Annotated in this window: 28 protein-coding genes; 8 read left to right on the plus strand and 20 right to left on the minus strand. The window is 31.9% G+C overall.

Annotated elements, in window-relative coordinates; translation table 11 throughout:
* Window positions 1-136 precede the first annotated feature (136 nt).
* The 10 genes from LQ693_RS10965 to LQ693_RS11010 all read right to left on the minus strand — a co-directional run bounded on the left by LQ693_RS10965 (window position 137) and on the right by LQ693_RS11010 (window position 10,575).
* Entirely contained in the window at window positions 137-649 is a 513-nt protein-coding gene (locus LQ693_RS10965) for an Asp23/Gls24 family envelope stress response protein (RefSeq protein WP_107572984.1), read from the minus strand.
* A 61-nt stretch (window positions 650-710) separates the two neighbouring features.
* On the minus strand, window positions 711-938 hold the full coding sequence (locus LQ693_RS10970; protein ID WP_369919472.1) for a DUF2273 domain-containing protein: 228 nt from the start codon (window positions 936-938) through the stop codon (window positions 711-713).
* Window positions 939-959: 21 nt separating this feature from the next.
* Window positions 960-1,499, minus strand: coding sequence for an alkaline shock response membrane anchor protein AmaP (gene amaP / locus LQ693_RS10975; protein WP_025906320.1), 540 nt, complete (start codon window positions 1,497-1,499; stop codon window positions 960-962).
* Window positions 1,500-1,680: 181 nt separating this feature from the next.
* A complete protein-coding gene (locus LQ693_RS10980; protein ID WP_025906318.1) occupies window positions 1,681-2,697 on the minus strand; it encodes a FecCD family ABC transporter permease in 1,017 nt (338 codons plus the stop codon).
* Window positions 2,694-3,698 (minus strand): FecCD family ABC transporter permease, encoded by a 1,005-nt coding sequence (locus LQ693_RS10985; protein ID WP_025906316.1) that lies wholly within the window; start codon window positions 3,696-3,698, stop codon window positions 2,694-2,696. The genes LQ693_RS10980 and LQ693_RS10985 overlap by 4 nt, the downstream gene beginning before the upstream one ends.
* Window positions 3,699-3,713: 15 nt before the next feature.
* Window positions 3,714-4,517, minus strand: a complete 804-nt coding sequence (locus tag LQ693_RS10990; protein ID WP_025906315.1) for an ABC transporter ATP-binding protein — start codon at window positions 4,515-4,517, stop codon at window positions 3,714-3,716.
* Between the two features lie 208 nt (window positions 4,518-4,725).
* The gene (locus LQ693_RS10995; RefSeq protein WP_025906313.1) at window positions 4,726-5,562 is read right to left on the minus strand and encodes a YitT family protein; all 837 of its coding nucleotides are present in this window, start codon (window positions 5,560-5,562) and stop codon (window positions 4,726-4,728) included.
* 425 nt (window positions 5,563-5,987) lie between these two features.
* Window positions 5,988-6,941 (minus strand): L-lactate dehydrogenase, encoded by a 954-nt coding sequence (locus LQ693_RS11000; protein WP_025905986.1) that lies wholly within the window; start codon window positions 6,939-6,941, stop codon window positions 5,988-5,990.
* Between the two features lie 23 nt (window positions 6,942-6,964).
* Entirely contained in the window at window positions 6,965-8,563 is a 1,599-nt protein-coding gene (locus LQ693_RS11005; RefSeq protein WP_107572985.1) for an L-lactate permease, read from the minus strand.
* 290 nt (window positions 8,564-8,853) lie between these two features.
* Window positions 8,854-10,575 carry an ABC transporter ATP-binding protein gene (locus LQ693_RS11010; RefSeq protein ID WP_025905989.1) on the minus strand — a complete coding sequence of 574 codons (1,722 nt, stop codon included), beginning with the start codon at window positions 10,573-10,575 and terminating at the stop codon, window positions 8,854-8,856.
* Between the two features lie 185 nt (window positions 10,576-10,760).
* Here LQ693_RS11010 and pbp4 point away from each other — a divergent pair, with 185 nt between their 5' ends.
* Together pbp4 and LQ693_RS11020 are read left to right on the plus strand one after the other, a co-directional pair.
* Window positions 10,761-12,128: a penicillin-binding protein PBP4 gene (pbp4, locus tag LQ693_RS11015; protein ID WP_107572987.1), complete on the plus strand. Its 1,368-nt coding sequence runs from the start codon at window positions 10,761-10,763 to the stop codon at window positions 12,126-12,128.
* A gap of 88 nt (window positions 12,129-12,216) precedes the next feature.
* A complete protein-coding gene (locus LQ693_RS11020; RefSeq protein ID WP_051539267.1) occupies window positions 12,217-12,966 on the plus strand; it encodes a M50 family metallopeptidase in 750 nt (249 codons plus the stop codon).
* A 96-nt stretch (window positions 12,967-13,062) separates the two neighbouring features.
* Here the strand turns inward: LQ693_RS11020 and LQ693_RS11025 are convergent, their stop codons facing one another.
* Entirely contained in the window at window positions 13,063-13,713 is a 651-nt protein-coding gene (locus LQ693_RS11025; protein ID WP_025905995.1) for a metal-dependent transcriptional regulator, read from the minus strand.
* A 144-nt stretch (window positions 13,714-13,857) separates the two neighbouring features.
* Between LQ693_RS11025 and LQ693_RS11030 the strand changes: the two genes are divergently transcribed.
* The 3 genes from LQ693_RS11030 to mntC are packed head-to-tail and all read left to right on the plus strand — an operon-like array spanning window position 13,858 to window position 16,320.
* Complete coding sequence (locus tag LQ693_RS11030; RefSeq protein ID WP_025905997.1) at window positions 13,858-14,571, plus strand: metal ABC transporter ATP-binding protein; 714 nt, start codon at window positions 13,858-13,860, stop codon at window positions 14,569-14,571.
* Window positions 14,568-15,392 (plus strand): metal ABC transporter permease, encoded by an 825-nt coding sequence (locus LQ693_RS11035; RefSeq protein WP_037560217.1) that lies wholly within the window; start codon window positions 14,568-14,570, stop codon window positions 15,390-15,392. The genes LQ693_RS11030 and LQ693_RS11035 overlap by 4 nt, the downstream gene beginning before the upstream one ends.
* 10 nt (window positions 15,393-15,402) lie before the next feature.
* Window positions 15,403-16,320, plus strand: a complete 918-nt coding sequence (mntC, locus tag LQ693_RS11040) for a manganese ABC transporter substrate-binding lipoprotein MntC (protein ID WP_107572988.1) — start codon at window positions 15,403-15,405, stop codon at window positions 16,318-16,320.
* Window positions 16,321-16,557: 237 nt separating this feature from the next.
* On the opposite strand, the gene LQ693_RS11045 is transcribed toward mntC, so the two are convergent.
* From LQ693_RS11045 to LQ693_RS11080, 8 genes are read right to left on the minus strand one after another with little or no spacing between them, the layout of a single operon-like run.
* Window positions 16,558-17,049: a Na+/H+ antiporter subunit G gene (locus LQ693_RS11045; protein ID WP_025906003.1), complete on the minus strand. Its 492-nt coding sequence runs from the start codon at window positions 17,047-17,049 to the stop codon at window positions 16,558-16,560.
* Window positions 17,027-17,320 (minus strand): monovalent cation/H+ antiporter complex subunit F, encoded by a 294-nt coding sequence (locus LQ693_RS11050; RefSeq protein WP_049320936.1) that lies wholly within the window; start codon window positions 17,318-17,320, stop codon window positions 17,027-17,029. The genes LQ693_RS11045 and LQ693_RS11050 overlap by 23 nt, the downstream gene beginning before the upstream one ends.
* Entirely contained in the window at window positions 17,320-17,802 is a 483-nt protein-coding gene (locus tag LQ693_RS11055) for a Na+/H+ antiporter subunit E (RefSeq protein ID WP_025906008.1), read from the minus strand. The genes LQ693_RS11050 and LQ693_RS11055 overlap by 1 nt, the downstream gene beginning before the upstream one ends.
* Window positions 17,803-17,804: 2 nt before the next feature.
* Window positions 17,805-19,301: a Na+/H+ antiporter subunit D gene (locus LQ693_RS11060; RefSeq protein ID WP_025906010.1), complete on the minus strand. Its 1,497-nt coding sequence runs from the start codon at window positions 19,299-19,301 to the stop codon at window positions 17,805-17,807.
* Window positions 19,294-19,641: a Na(+)/H(+) antiporter subunit C gene (locus LQ693_RS11065; protein ID WP_025906012.1), complete on the minus strand. Its 348-nt coding sequence runs from the start codon at window positions 19,639-19,641 to the stop codon at window positions 19,294-19,296. Before LQ693_RS11065 ends, LQ693_RS11060 begins: the two co-directional genes overlap by 8 nt.
* Window positions 19,638-20,063, minus strand: a complete 426-nt coding sequence (locus LQ693_RS11070; protein WP_025906014.1) for a monovalent cation/H+ antiporter subunit B — start codon at window positions 20,061-20,063, stop codon at window positions 19,638-19,640. Before LQ693_RS11070 ends, LQ693_RS11065 begins: the two co-directional genes overlap by 4 nt.
* Complete coding sequence (locus tag LQ693_RS11075) at window positions 20,050-22,449, minus strand: DUF4040 family protein (protein WP_107572989.1); 2,400 nt, start codon at window positions 22,447-22,449, stop codon at window positions 20,050-20,052. Before LQ693_RS11075 ends, LQ693_RS11070 begins: the two co-directional genes overlap by 14 nt.
* 18 nt (window positions 22,450-22,467) lie before the next feature.
* Window positions 22,468-23,019, minus strand: a complete 552-nt coding sequence (locus LQ693_RS11080; RefSeq protein ID WP_107565897.1) for a tyrosine-type recombinase/integrase — start codon at window positions 23,017-23,019, stop codon at window positions 22,468-22,470.
* A 136-nt stretch (window positions 23,020-23,155) separates the two neighbouring features.
* Here LQ693_RS11080 and LQ693_RS11085 point away from each other — a divergent pair, with 136 nt between their 5' ends.
* Window positions 23,156-23,365 carry a DUF1659 domain-containing protein gene (locus LQ693_RS11085; protein WP_025906021.1) on the plus strand — a complete coding sequence of 70 codons (210 nt, stop codon included), beginning with the start codon at window positions 23,156-23,158 and terminating at the stop codon, window positions 23,363-23,365.
* Window positions 23,366-23,396: 31 nt separating this feature from the next.
* The gene (locus LQ693_RS11090) at window positions 23,397-23,612 is read left to right on the plus strand and encodes a DUF2922 domain-containing protein (protein ID WP_025906022.1); all 216 of its coding nucleotides are present in this window, start codon (window positions 23,397-23,399) and stop codon (window positions 23,610-23,612) included.
* Between the two features lie 55 nt (window positions 23,613-23,667).
* Here LQ693_RS11090 and LQ693_RS11095 read toward each other — a convergent pair whose 3' ends face one another.
* The gene (locus LQ693_RS11095) at window positions 23,668-23,997 is read right to left on the minus strand and encodes a MarR family transcriptional regulator (protein ID WP_025906024.1); all 330 of its coding nucleotides are present in this window, start codon (window positions 23,995-23,997) and stop codon (window positions 23,668-23,670) included.
* Window positions 23,998-24,260: 263 nt separating this feature from the next.
* On the opposite strand from LQ693_RS11095, the gene LQ693_RS11100 reads away from it, so the two are divergent.
* Entirely contained in the window at window positions 24,261-26,441 is a 2,181-nt protein-coding gene (locus tag LQ693_RS11100; RefSeq protein ID WP_107572990.1) for an AraC family transcriptional regulator, read from the plus strand.
* Window positions 26,442-26,589 lie beyond the last annotated feature (148 nt).

The following is a 26,589-nucleotide window of genomic DNA, read 5'->3' on the forward strand; positions in this document are numbered from 1 at the left end:
AAAATTGGCTGGACGAAGTCCAGTACAATACCGAACTCAATCCAGCCAATTAATAGCATAATGGAAACTCTAACTTTGGGGGGTCACTACCATCTTGGGGTTAGTGCAATAATATCTCACTCGTCTTTTTTATAAATTATTGTAATTCTTTATTGCTTTTTGATTGGCCTTCTTCATCTGATGATGAATTTTTTTGTTCGTATTCTTTTCTACTCATTACATCATCAACGTGCATATTTACTTCAACAACTTCAAGTCCAGTCATATGTTTAACTTGTTCTTTAACTAAATCTGCAACTTTTTTGAAGATTTTAGGAGCTGATTCGCCATATTCTAAAATTACTTTTAAATCTACAGCTGCTTGTTTTTCTCCTACTTCAACAGAAACCCCTTGAGTTACGTTATTTCCAGATGTGAAACGGTCAGTTAAGCTAGAAGCAAAGCCGCCTTTCATATCTAAAATACCTCTAACTTCTCTTGCAGCAATTCCAGCAATTTTTTCTACTACTTCATCTGAAAATGATAATGTATTTGAAAATTGTTGCTCTTGAGCTTGAGCTTGTTGTTGTTGAGCTTCACGCTCTTGTTCGTTTACCCCTGTTTGTTCATTGTAACTACTTTTTGCTTTGTTGTTATCTACGTTTGCCATAACAGATTCTCTCCCTTTAATTTATAATTTGTTTGTTTGCATTATTTATATTGTAAGCAGTCTAACTTATTCTATTTAAGAAATTTAAGAACTGCTGTGTACAATCCTTAATATACCCCAATCCTACACCTATTAAACATAGGACTAGGATTAAAACTGTTTTCCAAAAACCAATAGTTAAAAATAGTACTGCTAATATTAACATTGCGATAAAACCAATAATTCTCCATTTATATTCTTTAATAAAATTAATGAATTGATTTGGATCTTGATTTTCATTTGGCATAATCGGAACCTCCTATCCTTAGTCTTATAAAACTCTTGTGTCACTCGATTTTTGATCTCTGACATTAATCTCGATATTTTTTACAGGTATTTCTGAGAAATGCTCAACATTTTGTTTGATATCTGATTTAATTCGATCTGTTAATGTTTGAATTTGACCTGTATCTGAAACAACAAAGAAATCAGCTTTGATTGTTGCATAAGATTTATTTTTCTTATTATACAGTTTCGCAATAACATTAGGTTGACGTACTTCATCGTATTTTTGAATAGTACGATAAATACATTTTTCAACTGAATTTCTCGTAATATAAATGTGACCATCCTCATAGTCACGATGTAAACCTGGCTTTTTATGTGTTGGTTTAAATGTTGCAAAGAACATCAATATACCAAAGAATATTAATACGCCTGCACAAGCAATCAACGTTGGTTCAAACCAATTATATTTTAATAATTCTTGTTGATAGCTCTTAATTTGGCTAATATCCAAGTACATAAAAAGAAGAGTGCCTACAACTACTATTATGAATAAGCCTAGGAAAAAATTCTTTAATCTTCTCACTGGCAACTGCACCTCCTATGTAAAGTTCTATTACTACTCCTTGTTATACCCCTAAAATGATTTTGAAAACAAAATTTTATATTTTATGTATACTTTTTAGGAAAATTTTAATAAATCTTAGAATATGTCGTGATTAAAAGCACGAAAAAACTCTCTTTCAATATAGAAAGAGAGTTCATGATTATATATGCGTTGATTTTTGCATTAAGTATAAGAAATACGGCGCACCAACTATTGCAACGATAATACCTGCTGGAAGTCCGTTAGGTTCTAATACAATTTTACCGATTGTATCTGCTACAACAAGTAAAATCGCACCATTTAACACTGCAATTGGTAAGTATAATTGATGTCTAGGTCCAACAATACTTCTTGCGATATGTGGTCCCATTAAGCCAACGAAACCAATTCCGCCTGCTACTGAAACTGCAGCTGAAGATAATACTACAGCTAAGAATACGAGTAGAATTCTTTCTCTATTATTATTAATACCGAAAGAAACGGAAATTTGTTCATTCGTACTTAATACATTTAATACATTTGCTTTATAGAACAAGAATGGCATAACAATCGCCAACCATGGGATAAATGCGAACACGAATGGCCATTCATCTCCCCATATGTTACCTGCGAACCATCTTGCGATAAATTCCATTTGATCTTGATCAAACGTAGACATAATTGTTATAGATGCTCCACTCAGAGCAGTAGATAAACCTACACCTATTAAGACCATTCTTACAGGGTTTATACCTTCTCCACGTTTATGACTGAATATGAAAATAACCATTGCAGTTGCTAAACCACCAAGCATACTTACAAGTGGTAATACATATACAAAATCTCCTGCTTTTATCGTACCAACAACAAGAAATAGCGTAATCATAAATCCGCTTCCTGCATTAATACCAAGAATACCTGGTTCTGCTAAAGGATTCTTCGTAATACTTTGAAGAATTGCACCACTCAATGCTAAACTTGCACCGGCAAGTATTGTGATGAGCATTCTAGGCATTCTAAATTCAAATAATACCATTGTATCTAGCTCATTACCTTGTCCAAATATCGTCTTGAAAAATTGCGTAAAGGACATATTAAATTCACCAGTTGTCATGGCAAATTCCATTGAAGCAATAAGTGCGATAACTAATATAACAAATGTAATGCGTTGTTTTTTAATAACCTTAGGATGTATCATAGTATTTTACCGTCCCTTCTAACAAGATAAAGGAAGAACGGCACACCGATAATTGAGATAACAGCTCCAATTGGTGCTTCTCCTAACATTCTTGCAATCATATCTGCAAATAACAGAATAAAACCACCAAGTACTGCTGATAAAGGTATTACACGCTTATAATCTGTTCCAATCATAAATCGAACAATATGTGGCACCATTAAGCCAACAAATGCGATTTGTCCAACGATTGAAACTGCTATACCTGCTAAGAACATTGTAGCAATTAAACTTGTGTATCTTACAAATGTACTATTTTGGCCTAATCCTTTAGAAAGTGTATCACCTAAACTAAGTATAGTAAGTTGTCTACTCATAAAAATAAGAATAACTAAAATCACAATTACAACTGGTGTAGAGATCATAAGTTGTTTCCAAGTTGTACCACTTACACCACCAACACTCCAGAATGTTAATGTTTGATTTAATCTAAATATTAAAGCAATTCCTTCACTTGCAGCTGTTAAAAGCGCAGATACTGCAGCACCCGCAAGTACTAACCTCATCGGGCTGAATCCACCTCGTTTAGATGAGCCTACACTCATAACGAGTATCCCACCTATAGCTGCACCTACAAATCCTGCAAGCATTAATGTGAAATAGCCTGCATTAGGTATAACGGCTAAAGTTAACGCAAGCATCATACTCGCACCAGCATTAAGACCTAATAAACCAGGGTCAGCTAAGCCATTACGTGTAACGCCTTGCATGACAGCACCAGATACAGCAAGTGCCATACCAACAATAACAGCACCTATTTCTCTTGGAATTCTTATTTCTCTTAATATATTATGTTCTTCTATTTTAGGATTATAATGAAAAATCGCATCATAAACCATTTGAATCGAAGTCGTTTTTGCACCAAATAAAAATGACAGAAGTAAAACAGCTACAAGTAAAATGATTGTAACTGTTAATATAATTGGATAGCGATTAGCTTTTAATGTTTTAGTCTGAGTCATTGGGTTGCCATCCTTTTATAACTTTGTATAGTGCTTACATAATAAATTATATGTTACAAGCATTGGTTTTCCAGTACGTGGATCTGTAGAAAGCTCTGCATCAATATTGAAGACTTCTTCCAATATTTCATTTGTTAGAACTTCTTCAGTTTGACCTTGTGCAACAATTTTACCAGACTTCATAGCAATTAAATGATCTGAGAAACGGATTGCTTGGTTAATATCATGTAAGACCATAATAATCGTACAACCTTGTTCTCTATTTAATTCCTGTACAAGTTCTAAAATTTCTAATTGGTGTGAAATATCTAAATAAGTAGTTGGTTCGTCTAAGAAAATGATGTCTGTTTTTTGAGCGAGCGCCATCGCAATCCAAACACGTTGTCTTTGACCACCACTTAAATCGTTAATCGATCTATATTTAAATTCATGCGTACCTGTTACATTTAAAGCCCATTCAATTTCCTCTTTATCTTGTTTAGATAATCTACCAAAACCTTTTTGATGAGGAAATCTACCATAAGATACGAGTTCTCCAACTGTTAATCCATCTGCAACATCAGGAGATTGGGGCAAAATAGCAATCTTTTTAGCTATTTCTTTAGTTGAAGTTGAATGCAAATTCTTACCGTCTAATAATACTTGACCTGTTTGTACATTTAAAATACGGCTTAAAGCTTTTAATAAAGTAGACTTACCGCAACCATTTGGTCCGATGATAGAAGTCACTTTGCCATCTGGTACTTCAAGGTTCAATTCATTAACTATTAATTTGTCTCCATAACCTATTGAAATAGCTTCTCCCGTTAAACGATTCATAAAGAACCCTCTTTCCATTAAAATAAACTCTATTTATATGATATTTTCATTAATTGTATATATTTGTAAATGATAATCATTATCATCATTCACATTCATGTATTATAGCATTTAATAGTAGCTTTTTCTATCATTTTCTGAATATTTTCGTATTCCGTTCACAAAAAGAGGTTGGCACAATTAACGTGTACCAACCTCTTAAACATTATTATTCATCTACTAAAAAGCCATTTCCAAGAACGTCTCTTACGTCATGGACAACGACAAATGCATTTTCATCGAATTTTCGAATCATGCGTTTTGTTCTAGAAAGTTGTGTCTTCGCAATAACTACATATAAGACATCTGTGTCTTTCTTAGAATAATAGCCTCTACCATTTAGAATCGTACAACCACGACCAATTTGTTCATCAATCATTTTAGCGATTTGATCGGGATTTTGAGAAATAATTGTAACGGCTTTTTTAGGATTGAGACCTTCAATTACAAAGTCCATCACTTTTGTTCCTACATATAATGAAATCACTGTAAGTAACGCTTTTTCTAAAGGCATTACAGTAAGTGAGAACATCACGACGATAAGGTCAAAGAATAGTAGAGCATATGATGTATTTACGTCTAAATATTTATGCGCTATTCGGGCAAGAATCGTCGTACCAGCAGTCGTACCACCAGACAATACAATGAGTCCTATACCTAGACCAACCATGAAACCACCAAAGATTGTGTTAATTAAAATCTCATTCGTATGCACAACCCAAGATTCAGTCAGACCTAGAAATACAGAAATAGCAATAACCGCTATTATCGTATATACAGTACTTCTCTTGCTTAAAAATTTATAACCTAACGCAATTAAAATAGCATTTAAAATAAACGTAGACCATGCAGGTGAAATATCGAATGCATAAAGTAAGATTAAAGAAACCCCAGTTACGCCACCTTCACCTAAATTAGCAGAAATGATAAAGGCATTAACACCCGTAGCAAAAATAAAAGATCCTGCCAAAATTAATATCATATCTCGTAAAATTCTATTTTTCATGACCTTACCTCCTCTATATTTTTTAGCAGACATATAGATACTACCACAATCCTCAAATCCCCTCAACATGCCGATTTTAAATAGAAGACGAATCATATAATGGATGTGGAATGATGATGTGAAAAAAGTGGTTTGAATTGAAGGAAGTGATGGAGGTGTGAGAAATAGATGATGTCATGGCTTTACTCTGGACTTAAGCCATGACTTGGCTCATATCTTGGCTTTATTCAGACATTAAGCCACGACTCGTGGGTTTACTCCGCCTTTAACTCACGTCTTCCTCTATCTTCCGCTTCCAATCCCGCTCATTTTCACAATCCCCCTTAATTCAAACAGTCACCACAAAAAATACCGACAAAATCTTTTCTAGACTTTGTCGGTACTACTAAAATTTTCATATATTAAATCCCTGATATATCTTACTATTAAAATTCTTCTTCAAATGGTGCTTGTATATCTTTCAACACTTTAACAGAGTTATCGAATAATGATTTTTCTTCTTCATCTAATGGCATTTCGATAACTTCTCTAATGCCTGATCTGTTTATAAGTGCTGGTACGCCTATATACACGCCTTCATGTCCGTACTCGCCTTCTAAATATGCAGACACTGTTAGCACCACATCTTGGTTGTTCAAAATGGCTTTTGTAATACGCATTAACCCCATTGCTACTCCGTAATAAGTTGCGCCTTTTGCTTCTATAATTTCATATGCTGCATCTCGAGTTTGTACAAATATTTCTTCTACTCTATGTTTACGTGATTCGTCTTTTTCAATAATACTTCTTAATGGTTTACCCGCTATATTGGCATGAGACCATACTGGTAATTCTGAATCACCATGTTCACCAATAATGTTTGCATGTACACTTTGTGGTGCGACATCGAATTCTTCACTTAATAAATATCTAAATCTTGCTGTATCTAATATAGTACCTGATCCGATTACACGTTCTTTTGGTAAACCAGAGAATTTCATAGTTGCATAAGTTAATACATCTACTGGGTTAGTGGCAATTAAGAATATACCATCAAATCCTGATTCCATTATTTCAGTAACGATTGATTTGAAAATTTTCATATTTTTTGCTACTAAATCTAGTCTTGTTTCACCTGGTTTTTGTGCTGCACCTGCACAAATAACTACTAAGTCTGCATCATGACAATCTTTATAGTCACCTGATTTAACTTTAATTGGTGATGGTCCGTATACTGTACCATGATTTAAATCCATGACATCCCCGATTACTTTCTTTTTATCTAAGTCTATGATGACAAATTCATCACAAATACCTTGGTTTATCATTGAAAATGCATAACTTGAACCTACTGCACCATTACCTACTAATACGACTTTTTTACCTTTGAATTGTTTCATTATAATCGCTCCTCAATTTATATTTATAAAATTATTGTTAAAATAAATGTCCATACACAGATGAATATTAAGAATCCGACACTATATTTCAAAGTCATTTTAAGCAATTCAGACTCTTTACCAACTTCTCTAACAGCAGCTGTTGCAATTGCTATAGATTGTGGTGAGATTAATTTAGCTGCTACACCACCTGCTGTATTTGCTGCAACTAGCAATGGTCCGCTTGTACCAATTTGACTTGCTACTGACGCTTGAATTGGTGCAAACAATGTGTTGTTATTAACGACTGAACCAGTCATGAATACACCTATCCAACCTAATACTGGAGATAGTATTGGGAAGATGTTACCAGCTTTTGCAATACCTTGACCCATTGCAGCTGTTAGTCCGCCGTAAGTTGTGATTTTAGCAATAGCTAAAATAAAGCAGATTGTCAAAATTGGTAACCACAATTCTTTAATTGTTACGCGTAGTAAATTGAATGCGTCACTAAACTTAAAGTGTTTCGAAATTAATATTGTGATCACTACTGAGATTAATATTGCAGTACCAGTTGCACTAAAGATATCGATTTTTAATGTGATCAGTTTATTAGTAATTTCATTAAATGTACCTGGAATACTTATATTCCATACTAATGAAGAAAGTAAACCACCTTCAGCAAATAAAGCTTTGAAAAATGGTGCACTCCATATCATGACGAAAATTGTTAAAATATAGAATGGACTCCATGCATACATAATGGTTTTAACAGAATGTTTCTTTGTTTCCAATACTTCTTGATCTGAAATTCTGAAAATATTTTTTGGTTGATAATATTTTGAGAAAATTGCTAATGCAACCATAGATAATAATGGTGGAATAATATCAGCCAATTCTGGACCTTGGAAATACGTAATCAATATTTGTAATCCTGTATAAGTTGTACTTACAATAAGAATCATCGGTAAAATTTCTTTCACACCTTTGAATCCATCCAATATCATGACAAGTAAAAATGGAATAAAGAAGTTCAAGATTGGAAGTGTAAGTGTTGAAATCTGTGATACTTCAAGCGCTGAAATATTACCGTGAAGACCTAAACTATCTATAATACCAACTGGAATACCAATCGCACCAAAAGCGCCCGCTGCTCCGTTAGCAATTAAACAAAGCATTGCTGCTTGTAAAGGTTTAAAACCAATTTGAATTAACAATACACTACATATTGCGATAGGAACACCAAACCCAGCAGCACCTTCTAAAAATGCATTAAAACTAAAACCTATTAATAATAATTGGATACGTTGGTCTTGAGAAATACCTGAAATACTATCTTGAATGATACTAAATTGTCCTGTACCAATTGAAACTTTGTATAACCATACTGCCATTACGACGATATACCCTATTGGAAGAATACCTTGAAAGAATCCTTCTGTTATAGCTCCAGTCGCTACAGTATGTGGTAATTCGAAGATAAATGATGCAATGACTAAAGTTACAATAAGTGTTGTAATAGATGCATAAATACCTTTCATTTTAAAAACTGTTAAACATAATAGAAATAATATAATCGGTATACTAGCAACAACTGCTGATAGTGTAACGTTGTCTAATGGATTTATATTATTTAATAGCACAATGAACAACTTCTTTCTTATTTTATTTTTCAAGATGCGCATCTTTAACATTTGTGATGTTTTTCACAATATAAATATAGCACCTCTTTTCCCTGAGGTCAATAGGTTTGACGCACATTTTGTGAAAAAAATCACGAATTATTTTTGACTCGTTTTTTGATATTTATAGAATCCTTTGCCCCATCTAAATGGTTGCGCTTTCATTATTTCTCATATTTTTTAAAATTTTTTATAATAAAAAACAAGATCCTGAAATGTTTTTCTAGGATCTTGTTCAATTCACTTCTATATTATTCAGTTAAACTTTGAGTATTTACAAAATGTCTATACTTATCATGAGATGCTAATAATTCTTGATGGGTACCTACGCCTGTGATTTCACCTTTATCTAAAAATACAATTTGATTCGCTTTTTTTATCGTAGCAAGTCTATGAGCAATCACAATAGTTGTACGATCTTTCATTAATTCATTCAACGCTTGTTGAATGTAGAATTCACTTTCACTATCTAAATTAGCTGTCGCTTCATCTAGTAGTAGAATATCTGGATTCTTAATGAAACTTCGTGCGATATCTATTCGTTGTCTTTGACCGCCAGATAATTTGGTACCTCTTTCACCGATTTCTGTATCAAACCCTTGTGGAAACGCCATTATAAAATCATAACACCGTGCCATCTTCGTATAATGTACGAGTTTTTCTTCATCTACTTCTGAATAGACACCATATGTTAAATTATCTCGAATCGTCCCTGACATCATCGCATTAGATTGCATAACATATCCTATTTTCTGTCGCCAATATTTTAAAGATATATCATCTATTGGTTGGTTCCCATATAATATTTGGCCATGATCAATTGGATAAAGTCTTTCAATTAAACTGAACAGCGTACTTTTTCCTGAACCTGAAGGACCAACAAATGCTGTCACTTCTCCAGAACGGATGGATAAAGATAAATCTTTAATGACAGGATTGTCTTCATATCCAAAAGAAACATTTTCAAATGTAATATCTTGATGATTCGTAATCGGTTGATTATGATCATCGCCTCTTTTTTCCGCTTCTTCTTGATAAATCTCATAGATACGTTCACTTGCGCCGACAGCTTTCTTATAATCCGTTAAAAACATAGAAAAATTCAAAATTGGAGCAGATAATTGTACAACATAGAATATCATTGCAACTAATGTCCCTGCAGTAATCGCACCACTCGAAACTCTAATACCACCAAATCCAAGTATGACAGCTACGGTTAACGTCATAATAACGCCTGAAAGTGGAGAAATGATTGCTCTAATTTTAGCTTCTTTTAATCCAAGATCATATATACCTAATAAAGTACCTTTCGTTTTTTCCAGTTCTTTTTCTTCTGACGCCGTCACTTTTACTAATTTCATTTCTGTAAGTACTCTTCCTAATATACCGCTGAACCTAGAAATCTCAGTTTGTGTGTCTTTTGAGATTTTACCCATTTTTCGTCCTAAAGGTACCATTATCCCGATAAATATAGGTAAGATTAGAAATGTCATGAGCGTCATTTGCCAATCTAAAATAAATAACATCACAATCGAACCAATAAGTGTTAACAATGATGGCAATACACTTGGTGCTTTTTCAGAGATAAATAAATTAATCACATTTGTATCATCTGTAATTCTACTCATCAATTGTCCACTTTCGTTTTTATCAAAGAAACTCATTTTTAAATTGATTAAATGCTTCCATAACTTTTCTCTAATTGAATAAATTGTTTTTTCACCAATCTTGCTTAGTAAATATGTCCCGATACCGCTCAAGACTGCATTTACTAAAAATACACCTATAAATAGCCAAACCATTCTTAAATCTAAACTTTCTGCATTAAATGTATCTACTAATTTCCCAGTAAATAATGGTACGAGCAAACCACTAAGACTACCTAAAATTGAAAGTGTCATAGCCGTAAACACTAATTTTTTAGGCCAGTCTACCTTTTTTAGTAAATAAAGCAGAGGATTTTGTTTTGTCATTTTAATAACCTCTTCACTAAAATTAATGATATAGTTATATTTTACAGCATTGAGATTATACATACCAAATTTAAAATATGTTCAAAAAAAATTAACGTTCATTTGTTATCTTATTGTAGGGTAGTTAATTAATATATGTTAGAATGATATAGTTAATTTTAAAAATAAATAAAGAGGTCTTATTCATGAAAAAAAGTCTATTATTATTTTTTGCATTACTTTTATTGAGCATACCAGTAACTCAAAGTGCTTATGCAGCGGATAATCCGAAATCACCAACACAAGTAGCCAATGAAGATGGATACTCACTCGGTGAAATCTATGAACCCGAAGGCGCTATTAACTATAGTTCTGATACTGGTCAAATTTTGTATGAATATAAAATAGATGCTAAATGGTATCCAGCTAGTATGTCTAAATTAATGACATTATATTTAACTGAAAAAGCAATCAATAGTGGCAAACTTGATAAAAATGCTAAAGTTAAAATGACAAACGAAGAATATCGTTTATCTACATTACCAGAATTAAGTAATACAAAATTGTATCCAGGAGATGTTTATACAATCTCTGAACTCATGCAAATTACCGTTTCTAACTCTTCAAATGCAGGTGCGATGATTCTAGGAAGAGAAACGATGAAAGCTGAGAACTTAGCTTCTGCTAAAAAGATAGATAAAAAAGATAAAGACTCCAATAAAAATACAGCATCTAAACAACAAAAAAAGGATTTAGATTCTGACTTTGTTGACTACATGAATGAAACAGCTAAGAAATTAGGTATGGAACATACGAAATTCTACAATGCTAATGGTGCTTCTAATAATTTATTACTAGAATATAAAGCTAAACGTTATCAATCAGATGAAGATAACTATACAACAGCTAGAGATTTTGCCATTTTAACGCAACATCTTGTAAAACAGTATCCTGACATTTTAGAATACACTAAAAAAGTTGCCCCTACTGTTCACTACGTTACATATTATACGTATAATCATTCACTTGAAGGTGCAGATATGTCACTTAAAGGTACTGATGGTCTGAAAACGGGTTCTAGTGACACTGCCGACTATAACCACAGTCTTTCTACTAAAAGAGATGGATTAAGAATTAACCAAGTTCTTTTAGGTGCAGGAGATTACAACAGTGTTGGTGGAGAGAAAGAACGTAATATGATGGGTAATAGCTTGATGGAAAAATCATTCAAAGAATATGAATGGAAAAAAGTATTATCTAAAGGTACTCAAAAAATTAATGGCAAAAAATACTACGTTACTGAGGACTTATATGATGTCGTTCGTAAAGGCGTAGATTATAAAGTCGTACTTAAAGATGGACGTGCAAGCATTGATTATAACCGTTCTTATATCAATGATAGCTATGGTCCACCGTCTGTAAAAGTAGAAACGCCAAGTAAACATAAATTTAACGAAACAAAGAAAAAAGTAACAAGTACTGATAATAGATCTATTATTATGACAGCGTCAATCTTACTTATTGCTGGAATCATCCTTTTATTAACTTGGTTAATCAAACGTAAGAAAAAATAATAACGGATATTAAGTCTTAAGTCCGACAACAAAAACGTCACTTTAGTGTAGAATAGTCTTAAACTATTCAATACGAGGTGACGTTTTTTTGATTCAATTTTTACCGAATTTCCTATCAGAACCAATAAATTTATCCTTAACAATGATAACGATCATCGCGCTTATATATGTATTTGTTCATCATAGAAGACAACAGCCCATTTTAAGTTTAATTGATATCATTTTAGGTTATTTTCCAATACTCATCCATGAGATGGGTCATGTTATAGCAAATAAACTATCAGGTGGTAAGCCTAAAGACCTCGTAGTTGTTTGGCGTCGTAAAGAGCGCATGGAAACCGGTAGACAAGGTTACGCCGTTACTGGTTCCAAATCACGTTTAAATCAATTTATAACGACTTTATTCGGTTATATCATGCCGCCGATTATGTTGATTTTAGGTGTATGGCTTAAATATCACACATTCGGACCAATTTTCTTAATCATTCTTCTGATCATGTTTTTATTCTATGTCATATTAACATCTAAGAAATTTATCCCAAGTATCATTCTCGTCGTTATTGCAGTAGCTTTATACGAAGTACTATCTGCACCGAATATACATGACTTTGGACAAATCATTACGTATATTTATCACATCAGTTTAGGAACATTATTAGGTGAAGTCGCACAATCGAGTATTACAATATTCCTATTAACATTCTCACGTTCAAGACAAGAATGGGATGGTAGTCAGTTAAGACAACTCACTAAAATTCCAACTATCTTCTTTAGTGTTATATGGATAGCGATTAATGTATATGCTGTTATGTATACTTTTAATATTTTATGGCCGTAGATATTGGAACTTTAAATATGGAGTCCCGTTATTTTAATCCATAAACAAAAAACCAGCAGAAATTCATTCTATTGAATTTCTGCTGGTTTTTATTTATTAAGCTGTTTTTATACCAAACAAATATGATGCATTTGTTTCACTTATCATAATTGTTTTATCTTTTAGTTTAAGTTCTATGAGTTGGTTTAAGCTATCTTTATTGCTAATTGTTACTACATCGCCAATATGCAATTCTTGATTACTTAAATAATCTAAGAGATTCACGTAATCCATTACACGTTTAATTTCAACGTCATCTCCAATTTCAAACTCATTTAATGATGTGTTATAAATTTCCTCTATTTGATTCTCTCTTGGAATAATACCACCATGCGGACAAGTTGTTGGGTAACCCATTAACTTATCTATCTTATCTATAAAACGGTCAGACACACGATGTTCTAATATTTCTGCCTCTTCGTGAACTTCATCCCAAGTATATTCAAGTTCTTCTATTAAGAATCGCTCTATGAGTCTATGTCTTTTAATAATATTAGTTGTATGATCTAAACCCTTTTGAGTTAATTTCACACCTTTATATGGACGAATATCTACGTAATCATCCTTTTTCAAACGTAACATCATTTCACTAACTGATGAAGGTTTAATATTTAAATCTTGCGCTAAATTCTTATTGGATACGTAATCTGTTGTGCCATTTAATCCAAAAATCGCTTTTAAGTAGTCTTCTTGTTCTTCAGTCAACATCTACTCTGACCTCACTTTTATTATCATATATTTATTGTACCACGATTTATTTTTACAGGCTATCTCTTGACTTTAGATAATTTTCTAATATAATCGAATTATAGTTTAGGTTAGCCTAAACTTATTTTTAGAAAAGGTGATAACATGTTGCAGGTAAAAAATTTAAATTTATATTTAGGACAACAGCACATATTGCATGATATTAATTTAACCATTGAATCTACAGGTGAATTAATTGGCATTATGGGACCGAATGGTGCAGGAAAATCTTCATTTATTAAATCGATTTTGGGTGAATTTAAGGCATCAGGAGAAGTTTATTGGCATGATAAACCGATAAACCAACAGTTGAAACAATTAACGTATATTCCTCAAAGAAATCAATTAGATTTAGATTTCCCTATCACTGTTCAAGATAGTTTATTAACAGGCTATTATGCTACATCAGGTTGGTTTAGACCATTAAAAAAAGAAGCTTATCAAAAAAGGGATCAATTAATGTCAGAGTTACAACTAACTGAATTAAAAGATAAGACATTAAATCAATTAAGTGGTGGTCAATTACAACGTGTTCTTTTAGCAAAGTCTTTAATGAAAGACAGTGATTTATTATGTCTCGATGAACCATTTGTCGGTATTGATTTTAAAAGTGAAGAAATCATGATAAACATGCTTAGAAGATTAAAGTCAGAAGGAAAACTCATCATAATTGTTCATCATGATATTCAAAAAGCCAAATTATATTTTGATAGAATCATCCTCCTCAATCGAACTATTAAATTTTTTGGCACAGCATCTGAAGCTTTAACAGAACACAATATTAAAGAAGTATTTCTAAAGGAAGGCGTTACACCATGATTAATGAATTTATCTCATCCCTAATACAATATAATTTTTTAAGTCGAGCGCTGATTACTGCTATTGTAGTTGGTGTTGTCTGTGGCATTGTAGGTAGCCTCATCATACTAAGAGGTTTATCTTTAATGGGTGATGCTATGAGCCATGCCGTACTGCCTGGTGTTGCAATAAGTTACGTATTGAACATTCCGATGTTTATAGGTGCACTCGTTACCGGTATGTTAACGAGCTTTCTGATTGGTTACATTGCCCAACACTCTAAAACTAAAAATGACGCAGCTATCGGTATTATCTTTACTGCATTCTTTTCCCTTGGAATTATTATCATAAGTCAAATTAACTCCTCTACTGATTTATATCATATTTTATTTGGGAACATACTAGCAGTAACTTCAAGTGCATTTTATACAACGAGCATAGTCAGTATAATTGTTATCGCTTGTGTCATATTATTTTACAAACCCTTGCATTTATCAACGTTTGACCCTATTGCAGCTAGAATGAGCGGTTTAAATGTAAAAGTCATTCATTATTTTGTCATGATGCTATTAGCGCTTGTAACAGTTGCTAGTTTACAAACAGTGGGCATTATACTTGTCGTTGCACTACTTATTACACCGAGTTCAGCTGCATTTTTAATCACAAAATCATTAAAATCAATGATGATTGTCGCAAGTGTTATCAGTGCAATATGTGCGGCCTGTGGCATGTATATAAGTTACCTTTATAACTTACCAAGTGGCGCGTGTATCGTATTAGTCTGCTGCTTAGTGTACATGATTACATTCACCATACATAAAATGAAATTAAAATTTGCTTAGGAGGTTAAACATGAAGAAATTATTTATGCCATTACTCGCTATCATTATTTTATTAAGTGCTTGTAATGCAACATCATCTAATGAAGACAAACATTTAAAAATTGTAACAACAAATTCAATATTAGCGGATATGACTAAAGAAGTGACAAAGTCTGATGCAAAAGTTACAAGCATCGTCCCTATCGGTCAAGACCCTCACGAATATGAAATTAAACCAAAAGACGTCAAAGCATTAACAGATGCAGATGTCATTATATATAATGGTTTTAACCTTGAAAGTGGAAATGGTTGGTTTGAAAAAGCATTAGAACAAGCAGGTAAAAAAGTCTCAGACAAAAATGTTATTCAAGCAACTGAAGACGTTACACCTATTTATTTAAAAGGTGGAGAAGGCAATAAAAATAAAATCGATCCACACGCTTGGTTAAGCATTGAAAATGGTATAAAATACGTCAATACAATTGAAAAACACTTAAGTGATATAGATAAAGATCACAGTAAACAATTTAAAGACAATGCTGAAAAATACACGAATAAACTAGATAAACTACATCATAAAATGATGACAGCATTCAATGATATTCCTGAAGATAAACGTGCTTTTATAACAAGTGAAGGGGCATTTAAATACTTCGCTAAAAGCTATCATATAACACCAGGATATATTTGGGAGATTAATACAGAAAAACAAGGTATACCAGATCAAATGAAGCAAGCCATTAAATTTGTGAAAGACCATGATCTAAAATCATTAGTCGTCGAAACAAGTGTTGATAAGAAAAGTATGCAAACATTAGCAGAAGAAACAAGCCTCAACATTAAAGATGAAGTATTCACAGATTCAATCGGTAAAAAAGATTCTAAAGGTAACTCATATTACAATATGATGGAACACAATGCAGAAGCTATTCATAATAGTATGAAATAATGAAAAAAGAGGCCGAGATTTAATCATCTCGGCCACTTCTTTGTGTATATAACTTCCATTATCTCGAATTCTGGTAATTAGAACGCTGTAACTTCCATTATTCTGAATTGTGGTAGTTAGAATGCTGTAACTATCATTATTCCGAATTCTGGTAATTAGAACTCGTATCCTTAGAGACATTTCTCAGAATTCTGTCCCTAACGACACCCATAACATACACTTCTCAAATAAATTCTATTATTTTAATGTTGGATCATCTTTTTTCATGACTTGCTTATATTTACTAAATGTTTCTTTATCATTTTTAGAAAATGCCTCGTTCATCATTTGTCTTTTTTCGGCTCTTCTTCTTCTGTCTTTCTTTGTTTCTTTACGATCATACCTGAAGTTTAATGAAGTACCTTTTTTAGTAAATTCTTTCATATACATATATGATCCTGAATTATAAGCTGCTCTAATAATCATATGTCCTGCTACTGGAGATGTTAAATATAAGAACAGTATTGTTAATAATGTTCGGACACTAAAGTATTCTTGTGTCACTAAGAAATATATAAACACACCTGTCAAAGTAAGCAACACAGATAATGTAGAACTTTTAGTAGCGGCATGACTTCGAAGAAATGTATCTCTAAAGCGTACAATTCCTATCGCACTGATGAGCGCTGCTATTGAACCTAACAATATTGATAAAGCGGCAATTAAACTAACGATCTCGCTTAGATTCAAAGACACGACCCCCTTCTATGAAACGTGAAATACCTACTGTACTCAAGAAAGAAAGTATTGCGATAATCAAACTCGCTTCTAAATAACTGAATGTATCATAAATAATGCTTAATACCCCTACTACGGAAACTAAAATCGCACCGATTGCATCAAAAGCAATGACTCTATCCGCAGTAGTTGGACCTATGATCGTTCTGAGAAGTACGACAACAATGGAAATACCATATATAACAAGCGCTGTTTTGATAATTGCTAATATGATAAATGACATTATTTAAGCACCTCCCAGATTAGTTTTTCATATTTCTTAATTTGCTTCGTTAAAATTTCTTTTTCTTTATCTGAAATATCAATTGCATGTATAAAGAATCTCCTACCATCAGGTGAAAGTCTAAGCACAACAGAACCTGGTGTAAGCATAATAAGCAATGTTAACAATGTAATCGCCCAATCTTGTTTTAACGTTGTTTCATATGTTACAAGACCTGGATTAACTTTGTTTGTTTTAAATAAAATATAATTGATTGTTGTCATACTTGAAGTCACAAGTTGATAGTTATAAACACAAATAAACTTGAAGATTACCCAAACTTTTTTCAAGTAGAAGACATGTCCAAAGAATCTATGCATTAAATAAACAATAACGATACCAATGAGATATCCACCTACAAAGGTAGATAAATGAAATTTATCTTCATCTTGGAATAACGTCCATAAGAAGGCGATTAAAATATTTAATAACAACTGTGCCATTATTACTTCGCCTCCACTTCTACGTTTGGAATAATTTCTTTAATATATGACTGTTCATGTATGTTAAATTGTGCTGCTAATTCTGAAATATTCAATACATATTGTGATGCAATACCTAATACGATAGTAGCTACTGTTAATATGATCATCGCGTATAATTTATGTTTAGAAAGTGGAACCCTTTCAACTTTAGGAATATCGTTTCTACCGAAGTACATCACTAAGAATATTCTTAGTAAACTGTACATGGCGATGACACTTGTAATTACCATCACGATGACACCAATTGTATAACCATTATCTAAAGCACCTTTAATAATTAATAATTTCCCAGGAAATCCACTAAATGGTGGTACACCACCGATTGATAATATCGTGATAAAGAATATAATCCCTAAACTAGGATAATATTTAATTAATCCACCAAACTGATCATAATATCTCGTGCCTGATAATAATACGAAAGTACCTATGATTAAGAATAATAATGTTTTAATAATCATATCATGACTGACATAGAATATTGCCCCTGTAATACCATCACTATTATTTGCACTTAAACCGAGGACAGCAAATCCTATTGATAAAATAACTTGGTAAGCTGCAATCTTTTTAATATCTTTAAATCCTAATACACCGATACTGCCGATGATCATTGTGATGATAGCCATAATATATAATAGGAAATGTGTAACTTCTGGCTTTTCATCGAACATCAACACCATAACTCTTATCAATGCATAGACACCGACTTTAGTCATAAGGCTGGCAAACAATGCCGCTAATTCAGTGTTTAAAGCTGCATATGCTTTCGGCAACCACATAAACATTACTAAGGCTGCTTTACCACCAAAGACGAAAATCATAATAACTGCTACTAAAGTAACGGTCGTTGGTTGATTACTTTCAGTTATACGCATTGCGATGTGTCCAAAGTTCAACGTGCCTAACGTTCCATATAAGTATGCTACACCCATTAAGAAGAACCAAGAACTGACAACATTAATAACAACATAAATAACACTCGCTCTTAGTTGTTCGATAGATTGTCCAAGTGTTAATAATACAAATGATGCTAATAACATAATTTCAAACATAACGTATAAATTGAAGATATCTGCCGTTAAGAAACTTCCGTTAACACCTGTTAATAAAAATAGTATAAAAGATGGTAAGAAATATCTATTTGCTACTCTTTCTCGTTTACCAAAACCAAAATATATAATAACTGTTACAACAAAACAAGAAACAGATGTAAATAGAAGTGCTAATTCATCTCCGACAAACTGTATACCATATGGTGGTTGCCAATCTCCAAAGTTAATAACAAGTACTTTATTAAGACTAACTTCTATAAGTAGCCATACCGAGATGATTGTTGTAATTGATAAACTCGTTACCGCGATACGTCTTGTTAAAGCTAAACGTTCTTTAAAGAAGAACAATATTAATCCAGTAATTAAAGGTACGAGTAATGGTACTAATATTAAATTATTCATCTACATCTTCATCCTCACCGCGTAACGCCTCTATTCTATTTACTTTCGTCAACTTAAATGTTCTATATATAAGTACGAGTAAAAATGCTGTAACAGCAAAACCAATTACAATAGCTGTTAAGATCAATGCTTGAGGTAAAGGATCGACATAATCTTTACCTTCTCCATTAATAAGTGGAACATTCTTTCCACCAAACTCGCTCATGGATAAAATCATTAAGTTTGCTACGTGTGTATAAATTGCTGTACCAATAACAATTCGAATTAAGTTCTTAGACAAAATCATATATGTTCCTACAAATGTGAGTACGCCTATTATAATAACCAGTATTAAATTCAACTGTTATCACCACTTATCGCAAGCATGATTGTTACAACTGCCCCTACTACAGTAAGTAGTATGCCGAGCTCAAAAAGTGTAACGCTTGATAAATGAATCTCACCTAACAACGGCCATGTCATATAGCCATCCTCATGTGTTAACATCGGATGTCCAAAGAACATTGGAATAATACCTGTACCAATTGAAATGAGACATCCAATAATCGTAACTGCTCTAAAGTCTAATGGCATTGATTGAACGACTGTTTCCACATCAAAAGCTAAAAACATTAAGATAAAGGCTGAGCTAAAGACGAGTCCACCAATAAACCCACCACCTGGGTTATCGTGACCAGCAAGAAAAATATAAAATCCAAACGTCAATATTATGAATATAGCAATTTTGGATATCGTTTCTAATACAACATCATTTTCTTTCATTTGGCTCATCCTTTCTTATCTTAAATTCAACTAATGTAAATATACCTAATCCTGCAATTAATATAACGATTCCTTCAAGCATTGTATCTAACGCTCTAAAGTCTCCTAGAATACCGTTAACGATATTTTTAACACCTGCTAATTCGTATGCATTATCATAGTAGAATGAAATTTTGTCGAACAGGCTATCTTGTTGCATCATAATGACAAAGACCACAACAAATACTGCCATTAATAAAGCAATTGTTAATTTCACAATTTCACTGATAACGTTTGGTGTATCTTTCTGAACGTTTGGTAAATGATAGAACACTAATAAGAATAATACTGTCGTAATCGTTTCTATAACAAGTTGCGTTAAAGCTAAATCAGGTGCTTTCATAAATATGAATACGACCGCGATCGAATACCCGATGACACCATTTAAAATCGTCATTGTCATTCTTTCTCGTATAAACATTAACGCTGTTGCAGTAATCACTATATTAATTAATATAATGATTTCAAATGTTGTCGCTTCAGTAATATGGTAATAAGCAATATCATAAATACCGACTTGATAAATACCATATCCCATAATGACAAAGAAGATTACATAAATAATGTGTAAATATTGATTCAGTTTATTATTCATAATACCTTGAATTGAAAACGTACTGATACGATCTAATGCATCCATACCTTTTGTATATAGCGTATTGATTTCTAAGTTTTTAGAAATCTTACTATAAATAACATCCCATTTTGGCACGAGTATAAGAAGTGTCCCAATAATGTATATGCCAAGTGTTAAGAATAATTCTACTGTAAATCCGTGCCACGCTTTAATATGTGGTAAATGAGCCATAATCTCGCTATCGTGGAATATATCTCTTAATGCTGGACCAATTAAATATTCTCCTAATACATTCGGTACAAAGAAAATGATTGGAACAAACAATACGATAATCATTGGTGAGATTAATAACCCGCCGCCATCATGACGTGGTACTTTCGGTAATTGTTCTTTTTTAAGCTTACCGAAAAATGGTTCTTTAATGAGTTTAATACAATATACAAATGTAAATATACTGCCGACAAACCCAGCTAATATCATTACGGTAGACATCGTTTGATTAAAGATATCTGTGTGTCCTGTTTCTACTAAACTCGTAAAGAATTTCTCTTTACTTAAGAAACCATTAAATAACGGAATACCTGCCATAGATAGTGCACTGATTGTCATGACAACTGCTGTTATTGGCATGATTGTTCTTAATCCACCAAGCTTTTTAACATCTCTTGTTCCTGTTTCATGGTCGATAATACCGACACCCATAAATAGAACACTTTTAAAAATCGCATGGTTAATTAAATGGAATAATGCTGCAAATAAACTCGCTAAAAAGATTTCGTTATCTGCTTTAAAATTACTATTTAATGCTAATAGCCCTAAACCGATCATCGTCATAATCATACCGAGCTGACTGATTGTTGAATAGGCAAGCATTGCTTTTAAATCTTTCTTATTAACTGCAAAGAATGAACCGACTAATAATGTCACTAAACCGATAGTAACAACTGTATAAACGACCCATGTACTTTGACCGATAATTGGTGTAAATCTTAATAATAAATATAATCCTGCTTTAACCATTGTTGCTGAATGTAAATAAGCACTGACAGGTGTTGGTGCTTCCATTGCATCTGGCAACCAAATATGAAATGGAAATTGTGCAGATTTCGTAAATGCTCCGAGTAAGATTAAAATGACTGCAAGTACAAACCATGGTGATTCATAAATTTTATCAATCATACCGACTTGTTCAGTAATTGTATTCGTACCCGTAATGCTGTATAGCAAAATCAATCCAACTAACATTGCCATACCGCCAAACACTGTAATTAAAAATGATTTCAAAGCACCGTCTTGACTCTTTCTACGTTGATACCAATATGAAATGAGCAAGAATGAAGAAATACTTGTTAACTCCCAAAATGTATATAACAATATCGTATTATTTGAAAGTACGACACCTAACATTGCTAACATAAACATTAACAAATACGTATAAAATCTTGGAAGATTCTCTTTTTCATGGGAAAGATAATAAATGGCATATAAGAAGACACCTGCACCGATTAATGAAATAAGTAGTGCAAAAATTAAAGATAAACCATCTAAACGTAAATCTAAATTAACATCTACAAGTGGAATCCACTCTTGGAAATAAGTAATACTTTGGCCAGCATATATCGTCTTAATTTGACTTAAGAAATATATGGAACTTAGAACTGGCGCAATTAAACTTAGCCATCCAGCAAATCGGCTAAACTTTGTATTCATCGTCATGAGCACGATCGACATCACAACGATAATCATTAAAAACAGCCATATTAAAGCCATACATTGACCCCTTTCTCTCTATATATTAAGTTCAATTGTCGTTTCTTTTTTTATTGTCGTGACATCAATGAATTTTAAAGTTTCTATTAACGATTGATGTCCGAGGTATTTTTGAATAATCGAAACAGATACCCCTGATTTGAAGGCATGATATGCAAAAGTCTTCCTTAACGAGTACAACCCGATATTCTTCAACCCTACTTCTTCAGCTGCAACATGTATAATTCGATAAGCTTGTTGTCTTGATAATTGTTTTTTTGTTTTGATGGACATAAACACAAAGTCATCTCTTTTTAATCCTTCTTCATAAATAAAAGTGGATAAACTCGATCTCAAATGTAACGGTATAACAACTTTAATTAAATCCTGTTCGTTATTTATCCAATCTTGCTTTATATCATTGTCCTCATCAAATAAATCTTGGACCGTTAAATTAAGTAGCTGGTTTACTTTCATACCAGTATGAATAGCTAAGCTAAACAATAAATAGTCTCGTTCACTATGTGATTTCAATACTTCATACATTGCTCTAATGTCATCTTTATTCTTAATTGGAGATACTTGTTGCATAAATTTGGTCCATCCTTCCTAATTAAGGTACATATTAATAATAATATATATTTGAGTAACATGAAAGTAATTTATACATTTTTTTGTCGTTTTTACATACTTATTTCGATATATAAAGTGAAAGGAGGTTTTACTTATGGAAACAGTTAAAGACATCAACATTATTTTATTGCATCAGTATTTAGATGAAGCTTCTAAAGTAAAAACTGTTCAACGTAAATTTAATGCAATTAATTTAAACGTTACACCCGAACAAGTTAAAACTTTTAAAGGCATTATCGAAACATTAAGTGACGAGAAATTTAAAGATGCATATATCGTCAAAACAATACAGATAGAAAATTAGTACTATCTAAAAAGATTTAGGAGGTGAAAATATGAAAAGAGTATTAGAATTAACATTTAAAACTTCTTTAGAGAAGACATTTACATTACAAATTCAAAATCCAAAAGCAGACTTATCAAGCGATATCGTAGAAGATGCGATGAATAAAATTATGAAGCTTAACTTATTTAACTTAAATAAAGGTGAGCTTGTATCAATCCATTCCGCACAATATATCGAGCGCAGCACACGACAATTGATTAAATAAGTATTCTATAGCAACAGAAAAGGCAAGGACATAAATTTTGTCCTTGCCTTTTTTCTTATATATCTTTAACGAGTGTTTCGTATTTTTCTTTATGTTCTGCATCCATAAAGTAGTAAACTTTTCTTTCGTCGAGATTACTTCTATATTTATCGATTAAACCTTTTCTATATAATTTTGCTAAGTTTGTACCTATATTAGAAGGTCTTGTTTTTAATTCTAAAAGCTTTCCACTTAGAATTTCTTTGATTGTAATTTCTTTTGCAGTGTATATTTCTTCTAAAATAATGAAATCAACGAGTGATAATTTCTTTTCATTTTTTAAAGTTGTCACTTTATTCTCATAGTCGATCATTTGTTGAATGGTTTTGTTGAATGTTTCTATCAAGTAAAGCCCTCCCAATTTAATTTTCCCCGATTTTTAATAGTTCACAATACACAAATTTCATTAATTATTATTTTAACGCGTTTTAAATTCATATTTTGATTAAATCGATTAACATATTTGATTTATTATGAAGTATCTTCTCCATTTTATTAAATTAGGTAACATTTACATACTATTTTTGATATCATATTGTTAAATAAAGAAATATATTGACAGATTTTGATGTTTTATTCCATAATTTATCTTTATTGAGAGGTGATTATTTGTACAACTATAAGATTTCACTACATAAAGAAAGTATCATTAACCCGAAACTACTCGGCTATGGTGCTTTATGTTTTGTTTTAGAAGGTCATACAGAGGTTACATTAAATCATACGACTTATGAATTTAATGTCGGTGACCTATTCTATCTTCAAGATAACGATAATTATTTACCAATCATTAATAATGGATTGGTCGCTATACTTCATATCAGTTATGCGATGATGGAAAATTTAAGTGGAGAAGAAGCATTTGTCTTTAGGATTCCACGTACGACGAAGACTAATGAATTAGATAGATATAAACATGAAATTAAAGACTTATTTATTAGAGCAATTCTTGCAAACTTAACAAACGTTAAAATTAGATGCAGTAATTATGTTGTTGAGATTTATAAAATTATGTTTGAACGTTTTCAAGTGGATACTAAAAATTATGGTCATATTGAAATAGAACTCAGCAGTCTTATTTATAAAGTAAAACAATATATTGATCAAAATTATCACGAAAGATTATCACTTAATAGTGTCGCGAGTCATTTTTATATTTCTCCTGAACATTTATCTAGAGAATTCTCTAAACAAATGGGAACAACATTTATTCAATATTTAAAGGAAACAAGACTTTTTCAAGCGACGTACGCATTACTGTTCACGCAGTTTAAAACAGAACAAATCGCAAATAGTCATGGTTTTTCTAGTTATCATAACTTTAATAGACAATTTAAAGAACAATTTCATGTAACACCTAATCAATACCGTCTTCAATATAGACGTCATAAAAAAGATAAAGAAAATGAAGTAATTTCTAAAGAGGAAAAAGCTTCATTGATTTCAAAATTACAAAAATTGATGCATAATAAATCGTTTGTTCATGAATATAAAAGGATGGCATTTAGTGATGTACCTTTTAAGACCCTCTCAGCAAATCATAAGACATATTTACATGTCGGTGGTGTTTATGATTTCTATACGCCTTTTCTTGGTGAAATTTTAGAAAATGTAGAGAAAATGACGGATACACCTATTATTGTTATTCATTGTTCAATGAAGACTTTCTTTAGTGAAGAACATCAAAATCATTATAAACAAAATTTAGCTTTTTGTTTAAGTATGTTTTCAGATACGAGAATCATACCAGCCATAAAAATATATGATATTGATTATGACGACGACAACTTTAAAAACAACTGGCATGAATTAATAGATGCCATTTACAATTATTTTTATAACAAGAATGGAGAAATCTACTTTGATGTAGATTATGGTGATATCTATCATGTTAAAAAGCAAATTAGAGAAACAAAGATGAAATTACCTGATATACATATTGGAATAAATGCGCCAAATCCATTTATTCATTTATATGAAGAATTAGAGATTGATTTTTCACAATATGAAGATATTGATGCTTTTGCATTAAGTTATAACTTTAACGACTTGTATAACTTAGATGAAATCAACAATTATGATATCGCAGACATTACAAAGCAACATACGAAACAACTTATTCAAAATATGGCTTATTTAAAGTCAAAAAATAAACATGTTATCCCAATGGAATGGAATATATTAAACGGTGATACGTATACCAGTAAAAGCTTTTATTTTAATGCGTCCATTATGTTAAAGCATTTAATGAGTATTACAAATTACATATCTGGTATAGGATTTTGGTTAATGGAAGAATCCTCTGCTAAATATTCATCCATTGAACAGCCTTTATCTTTATATTTAAAATATCACTGTAAAAGTCCAACGAATTATTTATTATCTATACTAAGTCATTTTAACGGTCATGAATTTTATGAAGGTCCAAACTATATTAAATTTGAAATTCATAATAAAATATTCTATTTATTATTTAACTATGAACTGTATCATCCACATGATATCAACTATCAAAATAATATCGGAATTATCTTATCTTATCGAGACATCCCATTCGATAAATTCAGAGTTACGAAAATTACTTTCGACCAAGACAATGGAAATATCTTTAAAGCGATTAGAAAGTTAGATCATACTCATGGTAATTTGGACTTCTTAAATACAGTATTATTAGATAGATATTGTTCGCCAGATATAGAAATGGCAGATTATAACACAAATAAAATTGATGAAACTTATTTCTTAAAAACGAACGCTGTCCAATTATTGATTGTACAAAATAGAGGATAGAAACACATAGTCAAACAAACTGATTAAAAATCCATAAAAAAACCTTGGGCATCGTTTTGCACTAACCCCATGATGTGGGAGTAAAATAAAAACACTTTCGTTGAATTCATATTAAAATGAATTTATACGGAGGTGTTTTTTCTATGAA

The sequence above is a fragment of the Mammaliicoccus sp. B-M6 genome (assembly GCF_022386965.1).
Taxonomy (GTDB): domain Bacteria; phylum Bacillota; class Bacilli; order Staphylococcales; family Staphylococcaceae; genus Mammaliicoccus; species Mammaliicoccus sciuri_A.